At 62.9% G+C, this 15,023-nt stretch carries 11 protein-coding genes; 8 read left to right on the top strand and 3 right to left on the bottom strand.

Features of this window, described 5'->3' with window-relative positions; genetic code table 11:
- The first annotated feature begins 120 nt into the window (after positions 1–120).
- The 7 genes from ACFCU0_RS08570 to ACFCU0_RS08540 all read left to right on the top strand — a co-directional run bounded on the left by ACFCU0_RS08570 (position 121) and on the right by ACFCU0_RS08540 (position 6,604).
- Positions 121–1,689, top strand: a complete 1,569-nt coding sequence (locus ACFCU0_RS08570) for a cryptochrome/photolyase family protein (RefSeq protein ID WP_434973250.1) — start codon at positions 121–123, stop codon at positions 1,687–1,689.
- Between the two features lie 67 nt (positions 1,690–1,756).
- Entirely contained in the window at positions 1,757–3,148 is a 1,392-nt protein-coding gene (locus ACFCU0_RS08565) for a TIGR01777 family oxidoreductase (protein WP_434973249.1), read from the top strand.
- Positions 3,149–3,296: 148 nt separating this feature from the next.
- Entirely contained in the window at positions 3,297–4,562 is a 1,266-nt protein-coding gene (locus ACFCU0_RS08560) for an NAD(P)/FAD-dependent oxidoreductase (RefSeq protein ID WP_434973248.1), read from the top strand.
- A 15-nt stretch (positions 4,563–4,577) separates the two neighbouring features.
- Positions 4,578–5,039: a hypothetical protein gene (locus ACFCU0_RS08555; RefSeq protein ID WP_434973247.1), complete on the top strand. Its 462-nt coding sequence runs from the start codon at positions 4,578–4,580 to the stop codon at positions 5,037–5,039.
- Between the two features lie 85 nt (positions 5,040–5,124).
- Positions 5,125–5,406 (top strand): DUF427 domain-containing protein, encoded by a 282-nt coding sequence (locus ACFCU0_RS08550; protein WP_434973246.1) that lies wholly within the window; start codon positions 5,125–5,127, stop codon positions 5,404–5,406.
- A complete protein-coding gene (locus tag ACFCU0_RS08545) occupies positions 5,403–5,795 on the top strand; it encodes a 2Fe-2S iron-sulfur cluster-binding protein (protein ID WP_434973245.1) in 393 nt (130 codons plus the stop codon). The genes ACFCU0_RS08550 and ACFCU0_RS08545 overlap by 4 nt, the downstream gene beginning before the upstream one ends.
- 317 nt (positions 5,796–6,112) lie before the next feature.
- On the top strand, positions 6,113–6,604 hold the full coding sequence (locus tag ACFCU0_RS08540; protein ID WP_434973244.1) for a GAF domain-containing protein: 492 nt from the start codon (positions 6,113–6,115) through the stop codon (positions 6,602–6,604).
- 300 nt (positions 6,605–6,904) lie between these two features.
- On the opposite strand, the gene ACFCU0_RS08535 is transcribed toward ACFCU0_RS08540, so the two are convergent.
- Positions 6,905–8,344, bottom strand: coding sequence for a phosphoglucomutase/phosphomannomutase family protein (locus tag ACFCU0_RS08535; RefSeq protein WP_434973243.1), 1,440 nt, complete (start codon positions 8,342–8,344; stop codon positions 6,905–6,907).
- Positions 8,345–8,720: 376 nt separating this feature from the next.
- On the opposite strand from ACFCU0_RS08535, the gene ACFCU0_RS08530 reads away from it, so the two are divergent.
- The gene (locus ACFCU0_RS08530) at positions 8,721–9,458 is read left to right on the top strand and encodes a hypothetical protein (RefSeq protein WP_434973242.1); all 738 of its coding nucleotides are present in this window, start codon (positions 8,721–8,723) and stop codon (positions 9,456–9,458) included.
- Positions 9,459–9,515: 57 nt separating this feature from the next.
- On the opposite strand, the gene recN is transcribed toward ACFCU0_RS08530, so the two are convergent.
- Positions 9,516–11,234 carry a DNA repair protein RecN gene (gene recN / locus ACFCU0_RS08525; RefSeq protein WP_434973241.1) on the bottom strand — a complete coding sequence of 573 codons (1,719 nt, stop codon included), beginning with the start codon at positions 11,232–11,234 and terminating at the stop codon, positions 9,516–9,518.
- Positions 11,235–11,362: 128 nt separating this feature from the next.
- The gene (gene secA, locus ACFCU0_RS08520) at positions 11,363–14,881 is read right to left on the bottom strand and encodes a preprotein translocase subunit SecA (RefSeq protein WP_434973240.1); all 3,519 of its coding nucleotides are present in this window, start codon (positions 14,879–14,881) and stop codon (positions 11,363–11,365) included.
- Positions 14,882–15,023 lie beyond the last annotated feature (142 nt).

Here is a 15,023-nt window from a genome sequence, read left to right as displayed (position 1 = left end):
TCGGCGCGTCCGTTAGAATCTCGGGCGTACGGTGTGATTCGCGCGCGCCCCGGGTCGTATTGCCCTCCCATCTGGAGGCGCAGATCATGTGCATCTCTTCGATTCACCTCAATGTTCTCCATGCGTCTCCTCCTCGTTCTGCGCGACCAGTTAGATGGATCGGCGGCCCTGCTTGATGACGTCGATCCCGAGCGGGATGTCGTCATCATGACCGAGAACGACCGCGACCGCGGGCGCTTCCGGGAGCACAAGCAACGACTCGCTGTCGGGTTCGCCGCGATGCGTCACTTTCGGGACGGCCTGCGCGACCGGGGATTCACCGTGCACTATGATACCGCGACACCGCCTGAGGACGATGCTGATCCCTACCATGCGTCGGACGGGATCGGCGTTGCCGGTTTTCTGCGCCAGCAGATCCGTGACCACGGCGCCGGGGACGTTGCCGTCACGGAGCCAGGCCGGGCATCGCTTCTGGATGAACTCGAAGCGGTGTGCGACGAGGAAGGGGTCGACTTCAGTGTCTACGCGGACCGTCACTTTCTGTGCACGCACGAAGACTTCGACGCCTGGGCCGATGGTCGCAAGGAGCTCACACTGGAGTACTTCTACCGCGAGCAGCGGCGGGCGTACGATGTGCTACTGACGGACGATGGCGACCCGGTCGGTGGCGACTGGAATTATGATGACGACAATCGAGAGAGCTTCGGCGCCGACGGTCCCGGGATGATTCCCGACGGACCGTCTTTCGACCGAGACCCGGTCACGGAGGATGTGCTGGAGATGGTGCGCACAGACTTTGCCTCGGCGCCGGGCGACCTCGACACGTTTCGCTGGCCCGTCACCCCGGAACAGGCGCAAGAGGCTCTCGAAGACTTCATCGATAACCGGCTTCCCACCTTCGGGACGTATCAAGACGCCATGTGGACCGGACGGGCCTTCTTGTATCACTCCCGGCTTTCCGTAGCGCTTAACCTGAAGCTGCTGTCCCCGCTCGACGCTGTTCGCGCCGCGGAGCAGGCCTATGAGAACGGCCACGCGCCCATCAACGCGGTCGAGGGCTTTATTCGACAGATCCTGGGATGGCGAGAGTTCGTCCGAGGCGTGTACTGGCTTCACGCGCCGGAATACGGGCACAAGAACGCGCTTGATGCAGCGCTCGACCTACCGGACGTATACTGGACCGGTGAGACGCAGATGCGGTGCATGAGTGAATGCGTCGGCCAGGTCAAAGAGCACGGGTACACGCACCACATTCCGCGGCTCATGGTGATCGGCCTGTTTGGGATGATGGCCGGGGTGGATCCGGCCCAGATGAACGACTGGCATGAGGCGTACTACGTCGATGCCTGGGAATGGGTATCGCAGCCGAATATGATCGGCATGGCACTGTACGCGGACGGGGGGATCGTCGGAACGAAACCTTACACCGCATCGGGCAAATATATTTCGCGGCAGAGCAACTACTGCTCCCATTGTCGATTTGACCCCGCTGAATCAACCGGCGACGATGCCTGCCCGTTTTCGACGTTCTACTGGGACTTTCTGAATCGCCACCAGGAAACGTTCTCCGGGAATCGACGCATGAACTTCCAGCTCGCGAACGTCCGGCGGAAGTCGGAGGACGAACTGGAGGCGATTGCCGATCAGGCGGAGGAATACCGCGAGCGTCTCGCTGCCGGCGACCTGTAGCCTCGCGGTGTACCGGCGCAGGTCCCGTTCTCGTCCCGCTTCATTCCAGGCCCCAGATCACTCGATTGTGAGCACACTTCGTTTTTCTTCTGAGATGCCGGTATCGGCGCGTGCGCTGTTCGACTGGCATGCGCGTCCAGGTGCTTTTCAACGGCTCGTTCCCCCATGGGCCCCCGTGCGTCTGGCGTCGTTCGAGGGGATCGGAGAGGGCGACCGTGCCGTGATCCGGATTGGCCCGGGGCCCCTCAGTCTGCGGTGGGTGGCGGAGCACCACGACGTGGTCGACGGCGAGCAGTTCCGCGATCGTCAGGTCTCCGGCCCGTTTGCTCACTGGGATCATGCCCACCGGATGGAAGCCGTCGATGCGAAGACGAGCCGCCTCGTCGATTCCATCGAGTTTGCCCTGCCCGGCGGACCGATCGGTTCGCAGGTCGCAAAATGGTTTGCCCGTCCGGAGCTCGAGCGACAGTTCGCGTACCGGCATCGCATCACTCGACGCGACCTGGAGCTTCACCAGCGGTACAACCCGGACGGTCGAGCCCTCACGATCGCGGTCAGCGGCGCATCCGGCCTCGTCGGCTCCGCTCTGACCGCGATGCTGACCACGGGCGGACACACCGTGACGCCGCTGGTTCGAACCGGGCCGGCCGGGGAAGGGGAGATCCTCTGGGACCCGCGGTCCGGTGTCGTGGAGACCGAGAAGTTTGAAGACGTGGATGCGGTGATCCATCTCGCGGGCGAAAACGTCTTCGGGCTCTGGACCGAGCAGAAGAAGGCGCGCATTCTGGACAGCCGGGCCACCGGCACGCGGCTCCTGGCCGACGCGCTGGCCCACTGCGATCATCCCCCGGACACGTTTATCTCAACCTCAGCGGTCGGGTATTACGGAGACCACGGGACGGAGCCGATCACCGAGACGAGCGAGCCCCGGCAGCGAGGATTTCTTACGGATGTCTGTGACGCCTGGGAGGCGGCGGCCGACCCGGCGCGGGAAGCGGGCCTGCGGGTCGTACACCCACGCATCGGCGTTGTGCTAACGCCCGCCGGAGGGGCGCTCCAGTTGATGCTTCCGGCGTTCCAGCTTGGCCTCGGCGGGCGCGTCGGCGCCCCGGATCAGTTCTTTCCGTGGATCACAATCGATGACGTCATCGGTTCACTCTACCATATGCTGTGGACCGACCTCGAGGGGCCGGTCAACGTCACGGCACCCGATCCCGCACGCATGGACGAATACACTTCGACACTGGCGGACGTCGTCCACCGGCCGGCACTGCTGAATCCGCCCGTTCCTGTGGTCCGCGCACTCGGCGGTGAGATGGCCGAGGAGATGCTCCTGAAAAGCGCACGGGTTGTTCCAGAGAAGCTGATCGACTCCGGGTATGACTTCGCATATGATGATCTGGAGTCCGGCCTCCGGCACCAGATCGGCCGCACGCAGGAGCCGGCGACAGCGGGATGAGCGATATCATCAGGCGTCGCATTCGTATCAGGCGCCCCACTCGTGCTCGCCACCGCTGATCTCGGCACACGAATGTAACCAACTTGATCGCTGTCGTCTCGTTGTATCCGTCTGAGATTTCTATTTCTCAACCTATTGTGTCTGCACTATGTCCTCGCCTTCCGTCGTCATCATCGGGGCCGGCCTCGCCGGGCTCACTTGCGCCCGGCACCTTCAGAATGAAGGCGTGGAATGCACGATTCTGGAAGCCAGTGACGCCGTAGGGGGACGCGTGCGCACGGACACCGTCGACGGATTCAAGCTGGATCGCGGCTTTCAGGTCCTCCTGACCGAATACCCGGAAACCCGGCGAGAGCTGGACTACGGTGCCCTGGATCTGAAGCCGTTCTTCGACGGCGCGGTGGTTCGCTGTAACGGCGCCTTCCATCGCATTGCCGACCCCTTTCGACACCCGTTCGACGCACCCCGGATGCTGTTTTCTCCCGTCGGGACGCTCGGTGACAAGCTCCGCGTGGCCCGGGCACGACAGGCGCTGACCGGCGCGTCCGTGTCGCAGATCATGTCGCGCCCGGAGGTGACAACGCTGGAGGCGCTGCGTGATCGGTGGGGCTTCTCCGAAGTCATGATCGACCGGTTCTTCCGTCCCTTCTTCGGCGGAATCTTCTTCGACCGCGAGCTCCAGGCGTCCAGCCGGATGTTCGAGTTCATCTTCAAGATGTTCTCCGAAGGCCAGGCCGTTCTGCCCGCGGAGGGAATGCAAGCCATCCCGGAGCAGATCGCTTCGCATTTGGAGCCGGAGACCGTTCGGTTCAATACGGAGGTAGATCGAGTCGACGAGGCCACGGTCGTCCTTTCCTCCGGTGAAACGCTGACGTCGGAATCGATCGTGGTCGCCACCGAGGCGCCCGCGGCGAACCGCCTCGTCGGAGACGTGACGCCAGTCGACGCGCGCTCCACGGTTTGCGTTTACTACGCGGCGCCTGAATCGCCCCTCGATACGCCCATTCTTGTGTTGAACGGGGATGGCAGCGGGCCGGTCAATAATATCAGCGTCCCGTCCGATGTGGCACCGTCGTACTCGCCCGACGATCGCGCTCTGGTTTCCGTCGTGATTGTCGGAGAGCCCGATCGCTCGGACGCTGAGCTCGAGCAGGCCGTTCGGCAGCAGTTGATCGACTGGTTCGGGATGAAAGTCGGGGGCTGGGAGCACCTTGATACGGTCCACGTCCCGTACGCTTTGCCGGAGCAGGCACCGCCGTTTCTGTCGCCGCCCGAGCGGCCGATTCGCCGCCGGCGCGGACTCTACCTGTGCGGCGATTACACGCGGACGGCATCGCTCAACGGAGCGCTTCGGTCCGGCCGGGACGCAGCACGCGCCGTTCTGACCGACCGCAGGGCCCCAACCGCTGCCTGACCGAGCCAACTCGCTGTGACCACGCCGCTCCCGCATCCTTCAATCGGCCTCCTCCTGGCTCACCTCGCCTCGACGCTTACCATGTTCGGCGTCATTCTCGTCGTCCAGGTCGTGCATTATCCCCTGTTTGCGCAGGTCGGTACCGACACGTACGACGCGTACCAGTCGCGCCACATGGCCCGGATCACGTGGATCGTTCTGCCTGCGATGGGCGTCGAACTCGTCACCGCTGCCTGGCTCGTGTGGCACCCGATCGCCGGAATCCCGTTATGGATGGCATGGACGGGGCTCGGGCTCGTGGCACTCATCTGGCTCTCCACCGGCCTCCTGCAGGCGCCCCTGCACGCACGCCTGACGCAGGGATTCGACGCGAGACTGCACCGCCTCCTGGTCCGCACGAACTGGCTTCGAACCGTTGCCTGGGCGCTGCGGTCGGGCCTCGTTCTGTGGATGCTGACCCTCGTACTGAAGGGATAGACCGATCGCGCCAGATCCCGATCACGCCACATCCCGGCGGGCCGCTGGCACGAACCATCGATTCACTCAAACACCCCGATCTGTTATGAAAGCCATCTGGAAAAACACCGTCATCGCGGAAAGCGACGACACCGTCGTGGTGGAAGGCAATCACTATTTCCCCTCGGACGCAGTCAACCGCGACCTGGTCGAGGCGAGCGATCATACGTCGACCTGTCCGTGGAAAGGGCTGGCGAACTACTACAACGTCGTCGTCGATGGAGAGACGAATGAGAACGCCGCGTGGTACTACCCCAACCCGAAGGAGGCGGCCTCCGAGATCCAGGGTCACGTTGCATTCTGGAGCGGGGTGACCGTCACGGAATGATCGCTATGACCGGGAAGCACGGCGATCCGGACGAACCATCGCACGAACACCCTGAGTCGGCGGGCGAGACCCGTCATTCGGTTCGTGTTCACGACGGCACCGAGTGGCACGTTCTCACGTGTCGCACCGGAGCGAATCTCCGGGTGCTGTTGCTTCGGAACGATCTGTCGCCCTACGTTCGACTGACCGAGTCGGTGAACTGCGGCGGACGCGGCCTCTGCGCGACGTGCGGCGTCCGGCTGGAGGGCGACACCCCTGACCCCGAGCACTGGCACGACCGCGCTGCCGCCCGTTTCGGCTATCCTCGTCTCTCCTGCCAGATCACTGTGGATCGTGACCTCACCGTCCGCCTTCTCCCGGACAAGCGCGTCTGGGGGAAGCGGGCGTGAGGTCTGGGGGATGAGGGGCATGGGTGGACGATTCTCGGCGATGCGGGTTCGGGACCGTCATTCTGTCCGCTGCGTTGCGCCGTTGGATCGTTGGATCGTTGGCTCGTTGGATCGTTGGAGCGTTCGTGCGGTGGGGGCGGGAATTGTAGATCGAGGATAGCCTCGTGGGCCCGTAGGGCCCGTCCCGTCGGACGCTGATCCGGGATACATTCCCGGAGGATCCATCCGACAAACGACAAATAACCCACAATAAACCGGGTCAGACGGTTACCCAAACACCTGAGCACCCAAACATCTGAATACCAAAACCCCCGCCAATGGAGACGACTACGACGAAAGACGAAGCATACGAGGACGTTCGCCGTCGCATCGCGGCACTGCTCGACGGCGCAACGGACTGGACGGCTGCGATGGCGACGGTCGCCTGCGAGTTGCACCACACCTTCGACAACTATCACTGGACGGGGTTTTATCGGGCCGTGTCTGACGACCTGCTGATCGTCGGTCCGTACCAGGGCGGGCACGGCTGTCTCCGGATCCCCTTCGATCGCGGCGTTTGCGGGGCGGCGGCACGAACCGAAGAAACACAGCTCGTCCCCGACGTGGAAGCGTTCCCCGACCATATCGCGTGCTCGTCGAGCACCCGGTCGGAGGTCGTGGTCCCCGTCCTCACGCCGGACGGTACCCTGTTGGCGGTTCTCGATGTCGACTCCGACGACCTGGCTGCCTTCGACGAGACGGATCAAGAGCATCTGGAGGCACTCTGCGCCGATCTCGGGGCTCAATTCGAGGACACGGACCAGCGGTAGCACCCATCCGCATCCGTCTGCTCTCGCGCGGAGACGATCCGTGCCTCTTACCCTTCAGGCCCGTTTCTGATGTGTCCCCGTTCGATGTTCGCAGGGCTGGAGACCGGCGAGCCGTTTATCTTCCCCAGCCTCGGCCCCCGCCCTGCTCCTCGCGCCCAACCCCGGCGACCAATCCGTGCGGGAGATCATCGGCGGACACGCCTGTGGCGTCGCATGCGGACCGAGGCGAAAACGAAGGGTGATTGACGAGAGTGATGGTAGGCTCGCGGACACATTCGTCATTCCCGATTCGCAATCGGGTCATCCGACATCCAGCTGAGCCCGGGCGTCGTGAACTAGTGCTCGCGCCGCTTCCGGCGTGTCGGCTTCGGAGTAAACGCGGAGAACCGGCTCCGTGCCGGAGGGGCGGACGAGGAGCCAGCCGTTCTCCTTCGTGAGGTGCTTGTAGCCGTCGAGCGTGTCGAGTTCGACCACGTCGTGCCCGTTGACCGTGTCCAGGCCGCCTTCCTTCGAGAGTCGCTTCAGCGCCGACTGTTTCTGGGCATCAGAGATGTGAATGTCCTCGCGGTAGCAATGGTGAGGGCCGAACTGGTCGAGTAGTTCGTCGACGAGGGCCGAAAGCGGCATGTCTCGCTTCACCATCATCTCCACGATAAGGAGGCCGATGTAGATGCCGTCCCGCTCCGGGATATGGCCCTTAGCGGCGATCCCGCCCGACTCTTCCCCGCCGACGAGGACATCCCCCGTGGCGATCTTGGGCGCGATGTGCTTGAACCCGATGGGGACCGTCTCGATGTCAAAGCCGTAGGCTTCGGCCATCTTGTCGAGCATGTGCGTCGTGGAGAACGTTTTGACGATCGAGCCAGAGAGGCCGCGTTCCTCGTGAAGGTATTTTACCAGGAGGGCGAGAAGGCGGTGAGAGTCGACGAAGTCTCCGTTTTCGTCCACCATGCCGATCCGATCGGCGTCTCCGTCGTTCGCAATGCCGACGTCGTGTCCCGGCTCGGCGACCACGGATCGGAGCTTGCTGAGATTGCGATCGATCGGCTCGGGCGGCGTCCCGTGGAAGCCGGGATTCAGGTCGTGGTGTAGCTCGACGACGCGTGCAGTACCCAGAAGCGAGGTGACCACGCCTTGCCCGGCACCGAACATGGCGTCGTGAACGACGGTCAGGTCCGATCCGGCGATGGCCTCGATGTCGAGTATCTCGCGCATCGCGCCAAGATACTGGGTCTGAACGTCTTTCACATCCAACATGCCGCCCTCAATCAGCGCTTCGGCGGTTGGCGGCTCATCTCCCGACACGTCGACCGACGGAATCTGTGCTTCCACAGCGGAAATCATATCGGGGGTTGCCGGTCCCCCGAAGTGCGCTTTGATCTTGTAGCCGTTGTACTCGGGCGGATTGTGGCTCGCGGTAATGACGATCCCGGCATCGCATCCCATCGCCTGCGTGGCCCAGCTGATCGCCGGCGTGGACAGAAACGAGGTCGTCAGCGTCGTGTGGACGCCGGCGTCCGCCAGCACCCGGGCGGTAAAGGTCGCGAACTCGCGGCCCAGGAACCGGGTGTCATGCCCGATGACGATGCGCGGCGTGTCGCCGTATGCGTCGTGCAGCCATGCGGCGGTCGCCCGAGCGACGCGTTCCAGATTGGCAAATGTGTAGTCGCGGGCGATCACGGCGCGCCAGCCGTCGGTTCCGAATTTAATGGGCGAATCGGCCATGGGAAGGAGAGACATCGAAGCAGAAGGGGCAAGCGGACTCTGATCGGATAAGAAAGCCATGCACCTGCAAAATCGCCATCCAAATTCTTGTGACTGTGAGCAGCAGTCAACGTGCGATTGGAATCGCACAGAAACCTGAACAGGGGTCATTTAACAGAAAAGGCATTCCACGCAGCCCTAAGAGTTTCCCAGACATCGTATCCTTCTTGATGTTATCTTTTGCTGCTGAAAATGGCAGAAGAGACGATGGTATTCAGCTTGGACCAATCGATTGGCGCCGTGCGACACATCCGCATTGCGAACCGCCCGCCGATATCCTGTGCGGCCGAGCGACGAAAGATCGCCGCCAACCGCCGTTCCGTGTCCCCGATCCCCCGACGATATCCCCTCTATGTGGTCGTACCGCCCCCTTCGCTTCGCCCTTCGAGTCGTCGCCGTGCTCTGCCTCATCGCTGGATGCATGACGGCTGTAGCCCCCTCCGCCTCGGCGCAGCCCGAGCACCGGTTGGAGGTGACGGCATCCTACACCAACCTCTTTAAGGAGCCAGACCTCTTCAGCTGGCCACTGTCGTCTCGAAAGCCCTCTTCGTTTATCGAACCGGGCGGCTTTGCCGTGGGATTCTCCTGGCAGCGCACACTGGATCGACCGTGGTTGGCCTTTGCATCGTCTTTTCGATACGGTCGCTTTACGGTGCAGACGGAATCCATTGTGGATGCACTCGTGACCTGTTCAAGCGATTGCATTCAATCCAACACCCTGGCTTTCTCGGATTTGACGACGTTGGACTTCACCTTTGGCATCGGAATGGTGCCCTACCCGACGTCTCGTGTGTCCCCGTACGCGGACATTTTAGCAGGTGTGGGACTAACCCAGTTGAATCGCTCCGGCGACATCCTGTATGAGAGCGATCAGAACCTGCCGCGGGACTACTCCGCGGAGGAGATTCTTCCGGTGCAGGACGCAGGTACGCTCTTGGGCGGTACGACGGAGGCGGAGGTCGGCGTGCAGGCTCGGTTGATCGACCGCGTGGCCGTTCGACTGGGGATTGCGCATCGCTACCAGTGGATCCGCGGCAATAGCGCGCAGGTGTTCTCGACGCGGCTATCGATCGTTCGCGAGATTTACTGATCGGGCGGAGGAGGGGCGGGTTGCTGGGACGCCCGATCGGGCGCAACCCGATACGTCTCACTCCTCCCGCTTCCCGGCGGCCATTAGCTCGCGTGCGTTTTCGAGCGCGGCATCCGTGATGTCGGCACCGCTGATGAGCGTGGCAACCTGAGCAGCCTGCTCGTCTTCGTCGAGGCGCCGGATGATGGTCTTCGTCTGCTGCGATTCCACCCGTTTCTCCACCTTGAAATGCACATCACCGAGCGCGGCGATCTGGGGCAGGTGCGTGATGACGATGATCTGGTGATAGCGGGCGAGGTCGTGCATGCTGTCGCCGACCTTCCGGGCCATGTCCCCGGAGATGCCGGTGTCGATCTCGTCGAACACGAGGATCGGGAGCCGCTCGCTCTTGGCCAGAATCTGCTTCAGAGCGAGCATAATACGGCTGATCTCGCCGCCGGAAGCGACGTCGGCGAGGGGCATCGGGTCGACCCCCACATTCGTGGAGATGAAGAACTCGATGTGGTCCATCCCGTGGGCGTATGCCCGGTAGTGCGTGTCGTTGTCGGTTCCGTTAATCCAGCCGTCGGGATCCTCGTCCTGCTCGAAGCGGACCTCGAACTGGCTGTCCGGCATGCCAAGATCAGCGAGTTCGCGGACGATCGCCTCTTCGATCCGGTCGGCGACCTCCCGGCGTTTTGCTGACAGGCGGTGGGCGGCGTCGGATAGCCGGGCCTGCGCGTCTTCGATGTCGTTCTCGAGGCGTTCGAGGTTGCCCTCGAAGTCTTCCGCCAGCTCGTACTGCTCCCCGATCTCGCGCCGGTGCTCAAGGACGGCTTCGAGCGATCCGCCGTATTTCCGTTTCAGCCGTTCGAGCTCCGACATGCGGTCCCGGATGTCCGCCAGGCGCTCCGGGTCGAACTCGATGTGGGCGTTGTAGTCCTGCAGGAAGCTGGCCAGCTCGCTGACGATGATCTGGGCCGACTTGATCTCTTTGAGCTGTTCCTCGAAGGCGTCGTCGATCCGCGCGAGGTCCTGTAGTTCGTTGCGGGCGACGACGAGCTGGTCGTGGACGGCGTCCTCGCTCTCGTACAGCATCTCGTAGAGGCCAGAAGTCGACGCGTACAGCTTCTCCGCATTTTCCAGCACGCGACGCTCGGCGTGGAGCTCCTCTTCTTCGCCCTCCTGCGGGTGGACGTCGTCGATCTCTTCGATCTGAAACTCGTAGAGCTCTTTTTGTTGCTGAAGCTCCCGTTCGCGGGCGGCCAGCTCGTCCCGTTCTTCAACCAGGTCCGCAACGCGCTCGTACTGGCGACGGTAATGTTGCGTGAGCCCGGAGAGCCCCCCGAAGCTGTCGAGCGTTCGGCGGTGCGTTTCCGTATGCAGGAGGTTCTGGTGCTCGTGCTGACCGTGAAGATCGATCAACTCCGACGCGACCTCCCGGATGACGTCCAGCGTTGCCGGGGTGTCGTTGATGAAGCCGCGGCTGCCGCGGTCGGTGATCTGGCGGCGGAGAATGATGCGCGGAAGGGGCTCCGTGTCCACCTCCGCATCTTCGAGGAGGGTCCGGATGCGCTCCGTATTGGCCTCGTCGAAGATGCCCTCGATGATAGCCTTTTTCGCGTCCTGTCGGACGACGTCCGTGTTGGCGCGTTCGCCGAGAATCATGTTCAGTGCGCCGATCAGAATCGACTTTCCGGCTCCCGTCTCGCCGGTAATGATGTTCAGACCGCTTCCGAACTCGACGTCGAGTTCTTCAATCAGGGCGTAGTCGCGAACGTACAGCGAACGAAGCATGTGTCACTGGGAATTGCGAGCGGCAGGAGACGCGCTCGTGCCGCCCGGACCGGAGACCGGCGGCATCGAGCACGGGGTGGGGGCCGGGCGCGACGGAGCGTGCATGCCTTCGGGTGAGACGCCGGGCGTCAGGAGAGCTCGGGGTCTTTCACGCGGATCCAGCTACCGTTTCGAACCTTCTTCTTCGCGTACTTCCATTTCTCGGTCTTTTCCTCCCCTGTGGAATTGTTGCGAATGGTCACCTTGTCGTTGCGGCCGGGCTCGTCCTCGACGACCACCGGCTGCTTCGGCGCGTCCGCGGACGGGTCGCGCTGGGCGGCTTCGTTGTTGCCTCCGCCGCCGTTCTTGACGTTGTACGTCGGCTCCATGGAATCGTGACGCGTTTTCGCACGGCGACGGTCGAGGCGGCCCTTCGGCTCCTGGCCGCGGCCGTCGGCCTTCGACAGGTCTTCCTGCGTGTCCACGACCGGACCGGACCGGAAGACGAGCGACACGACGTCGCGTCCGATGTCGGCCATCAGGTCGGCGAAGAGCTCGTACGCCTCCATCTTGTACTCGACGACCGGGTCCTTCCGGCCGAACGAACGGAGGTTGATGCCCTCCTTTAGTTCATCGAGCTCACGCAGGTGCTCGGTCCATTTGGCGTCGACCGTTTGAAGCATCGCCGTGCGCTCGAGCGAATCGCTGACTTCGCGCCCGTTCGTCTCGACGGCCTCTTCGGTCTCCATGACCGTGCGGATGAGGCGCTGCCCGTCCGTGAAGTCGATGTAGATCTGATTCGGTGCCTCATCACCGCGCTCATCCACCAGCTGCTGAAGCGGCTGATAGAAGTTCTGCGCGATGGCGCGCCGCTTCTCCTGGTAGTAGTTCGTGGCGGCGTCGAATGCGCGATCGGTGACCCCGTCGGCGCCAACCTTCATGAACGTCTCGCGGTCCATGTCGAAGTCGAAGGCGAGGACGCGAAGCATCTCCTCGCGAAGCCCGGCGAGGTTGCCGTCGCCGTAGTACTTGTCGACCATCGCCTCAATCACCTCATGCAGCATGCTGAGGATCTGGCCGTGGAAGCGGTCGCCCGTGAGGGCTTCGCGGCGGCGCTTGTAAATGACCTCACGCTGTGCATTCAGCACGTCATCGTATTCGAGCTGCCGCTTCCGGATGGCGAAGTTGTTCTGCTCGACCTTCGACTGGGCCCGCTTGATGCTCTTGTTGATCCACGGGTGCGTAATCACGGCGCCCTCCTCAAGATTCAGGCGGTCCATGATCTTGGCCACCCGGTCGGACCCGAACAGACGCATCAGCTCATCTTCGAGCGACACGAAGAACTGGCTTTCGCCGGGGTCGCCCTGACGGCCGGACCGACCGCGGAGCTGCAGGTCGATTCGGCGTGATTCGTGTCGTTCCGAGCCGACGATGGCCAGTCCACCGAGTTCGCGCACCTCGTCCGTGATCTTGATGTCGGTACCGCGACCGGCCATGTTCGTCGCGATGGTGACCGCGCCCTTCCGACCGGCCTCGGCAACCACATCGGCCTCTTGCTTCGCACGATCGCGCTTCGCGTTCAGCACGTTGTGACGAATGCCGGCTCGCTTGAGCATCCGGCTGATCTGCTCGGACACCTCGACCGACGCGGAACCGACCAGGACCGGCTGGCCCTTCTCGTTGTACTCCTCGACGCGCTCGACCACCGCGTTGTACTTCTCGCGCTTCGTCTTGAATACCAGGTCGTCCAGGTCGTCCCGGCGAACCGGCTCGTGGGTCGGTACGACCACCACGTCCAACTCATAGATGTCGCCGAACTCCTCGGCCTCCGTCTCGGCCGTACCCGTCATGCCCGACAGCTTGTCGTACATGCGGAAGTAGTTCTGGAGCGTCACCGTGGCGTACGTCTGCGTGGCGGCCTGAACTTCGACCTCCTCCTTGGCCTCGATCGCTTGGTGCAGGCCCTGCGAGTACCGGCGGCCTTCCAGCACACGACCGGTGTGCTCGTCCACGATCTGTACCTTGCCGTTCTCGACAATGTACTCCGTGTCTCGTTCGTACAGCGTAAACGCCTTCAGAAGCTGCTCGATGCCGTGAAGCCGTTCGGCACGCTCGGAATACGTGTTGTAAATCTCGCGCTTCTTCTCCTGCTGCTCCTTCTCCATCTTGCGCTTGTCGTTGAGCAGCTTGTTCTCGCGCTTCTCCGCGCTGATGTCGCGCGAACGCAGATCCTCCTCGAGATCCTTAACCTCCTGCGCGTACTCTTCTTCGATCTGCGCGATCTCGTCGCCGATCACGGGCAGGATAAACATGTCTTTCGTCTGCCCCATGATGTCGGCCATGAACTCCTGGCCTTTCTCCGTCATCTCGATGGAGCGCTGCTTCTCGTCGATGGAGAAGTAGAGCGCCTCGTCGACGAACGGCATCCGCTTGGCATTCTCCTGCAGATAGAAGTACTCCGTCTGCTGGCGGAGACGCTCGACGCCCGGCTCCTGGAGGAGCTTCTGGAGACGCCGGTTCTTGGGGTAGCCGCGCGTGGCTCGGAGGAGCGCGAGACCCGCCTCTTCCTCCATTTCGCGGGCTTTGCTCTTGTTGCCCGACTCTTCGGCTTCGCGCATGACCTCAATCTTCTCTTCGGCCTCCTTGGTCAGCCTCCGGACGATCTTCCGCTGGGCGCGAACGAGTTTCTCCACCGGGTCGCGAAGCTCGCCGAACTGGTTTTCGTCGGCATCCGGAACGGGGCCCGAGATGATGAGCGGCGTCCGGGCCTCATCGATGAGGACCGAGTCGATCTCATCAATGATGGCGAAGTGGTGGCCGCGCTGCTGCAGCTGGTCCGGGCGAACGACGAACGAGTTGTCGCGCAGGTAGTCGAAGCCGAACTCGTTGTTCGTTCCGTAGGTGATGTCTGCTTCGTAGGCAGCCCGGCGGTCCGGCGAATGGGGTTTATACTGGTCGATGCAGTCGACCTCCAACCCATGGAACTCGAAAAGCGGGCCCATCCACTCCGCGTCACGCTGCGCCAGGTACGGGTTCACCGTCACCAGGTGGCAGCCGCGACCTGCCAGCGCGTTCAGGTAGAGCGGTAGGGTCGCGACGAGCGTCTTACCTTCCCCCGTCTTCATCTCCGCGATACGCCCCTGGTGCAGGACGACGCCGCCGAGGAGCTGAACGTCGTACGGGACCATGTCCCATTCGATTTCCGACCCGCCGGCGCGCCACGTCTCGCCAATCATCCGGCGGCACGTTTCCTTCATCACCGCAAAGGCCTCGGGGAGGATGGCGTTGAGCTCGTCCTCGACCCGGTCATGCCACTCCTCCTCAAGTTCGTCGAGCTCGTCGTACAGAGCGTCTCGCTCCTGCATCGACAGCGGCTTTAGATTGGTCTCCGGCAGCGTCTCCGCCATGGCCCCGTCTCCGCCGATCGCGGGCGACTCGGCGTCGGGCGCATGCGTCAGCCGCTCATTGATTTCTTCCTGGCGAGCCTCGATGTCTGCGACGGACTCGCGGATGCGCTCGCGAAAGCGCTCGGTCTTGCCCCGGAGTTCCTCGTCGGAGAGTGCGTCCAGCCCGTCGTAGTATTCGTTGATCTCGTCAACGATCGGCCAGAGCTCGTCGAGTTGACGCTGGTTTCGATCTCCGAATAAATCCTTGAGCCAGTTGAGCATGTGTGCAGTCGGCAGCAGATACGTGCAAGAAAAAACAACGCCCGGTTCGGGGCTCCCGGTCCTGGCGGGTCGCCTCTGAACGAGGCGCGGTGACGCGGGGAAGGTCCGCAGCGTCGCACTGTTGGGAACGACACCGGATCGG

Origin of the sequence: Longibacter sp. (assembly GCF_051155795.1) — a bacterium.
Classification (GTDB): Bacteria; Bacteroidota; Rhodothermia; order Rhodothermales; family Salinibacteraceae; genus Longibacter.
The sequence above is the reverse complement of the archived record's forward strand: the minus strand, read 5'-3'. Positions and strand labels throughout refer to the sequence as shown.

What these genes read in the sequence shown, in the direction of transcription:
- ACFCU0_RS08570 (WP_434973250.1), top strand. Translation starts at nt 121, where the DNA reads ATGCGTCTCCTCCTCGTTCTGCGCGACCAGTTAGATGGATCGGCGGCC.
- ACFCU0_RS08560 (WP_434973248.1), top strand. Translation starts at nt 3,297, where the DNA reads ATGTCCTCGCCTTCCGTCGTCATCATCGGGGCCGGCCTCGCCGGGCTC.
- ACFCU0_RS08550 (WP_434973246.1), top strand. Translation starts at nt 5,125, where the DNA reads ATGAAAGCCATCTGGAAAAACACCGTCATCGCGGAAAGCGACGACACC.
- ACFCU0_RS08545 (WP_434973245.1), top strand. Translation starts at nt 5,403, where the DNA reads ATGATCGCTATGACCGGGAAGCACGGCGATCCGGACGAACCATCGCAC.
- ACFCU0_RS08540 (WP_434973244.1), top strand. Translation starts at nt 6,113, where the DNA reads ATGGAGACGACTACGACGAAAGACGAAGCATACGAGGACGTTCGCCGT.
- ACFCU0_RS08535 (WP_434973243.1), bottom strand. Translation starts at nt 8,344, where the DNA reads ATGTCTCTCCTTCCCATGGCCGATTCGCCCATTAAATTCGGAACCGAC.
- ACFCU0_RS08530 (WP_434973242.1), top strand. Translation starts at nt 8,721, where the DNA reads ATGTGGTCGTACCGCCCCCTTCGCTTCGCCCTTCGAGTCGTCGCCGTG.
- recN (WP_434973241.1), bottom strand. Translation starts at nt 11,234, where the DNA reads ATGCTTCGTTCGCTGTACGTTCGCGACTACGCCCTGATTGAAGAACTC.
- secA (WP_434973240.1), bottom strand. Translation starts at nt 14,881, where the DNA reads ATGCTCAACTGGCTCAAGGATTTATTCGGAGATCGAAACCAGCGTCAA.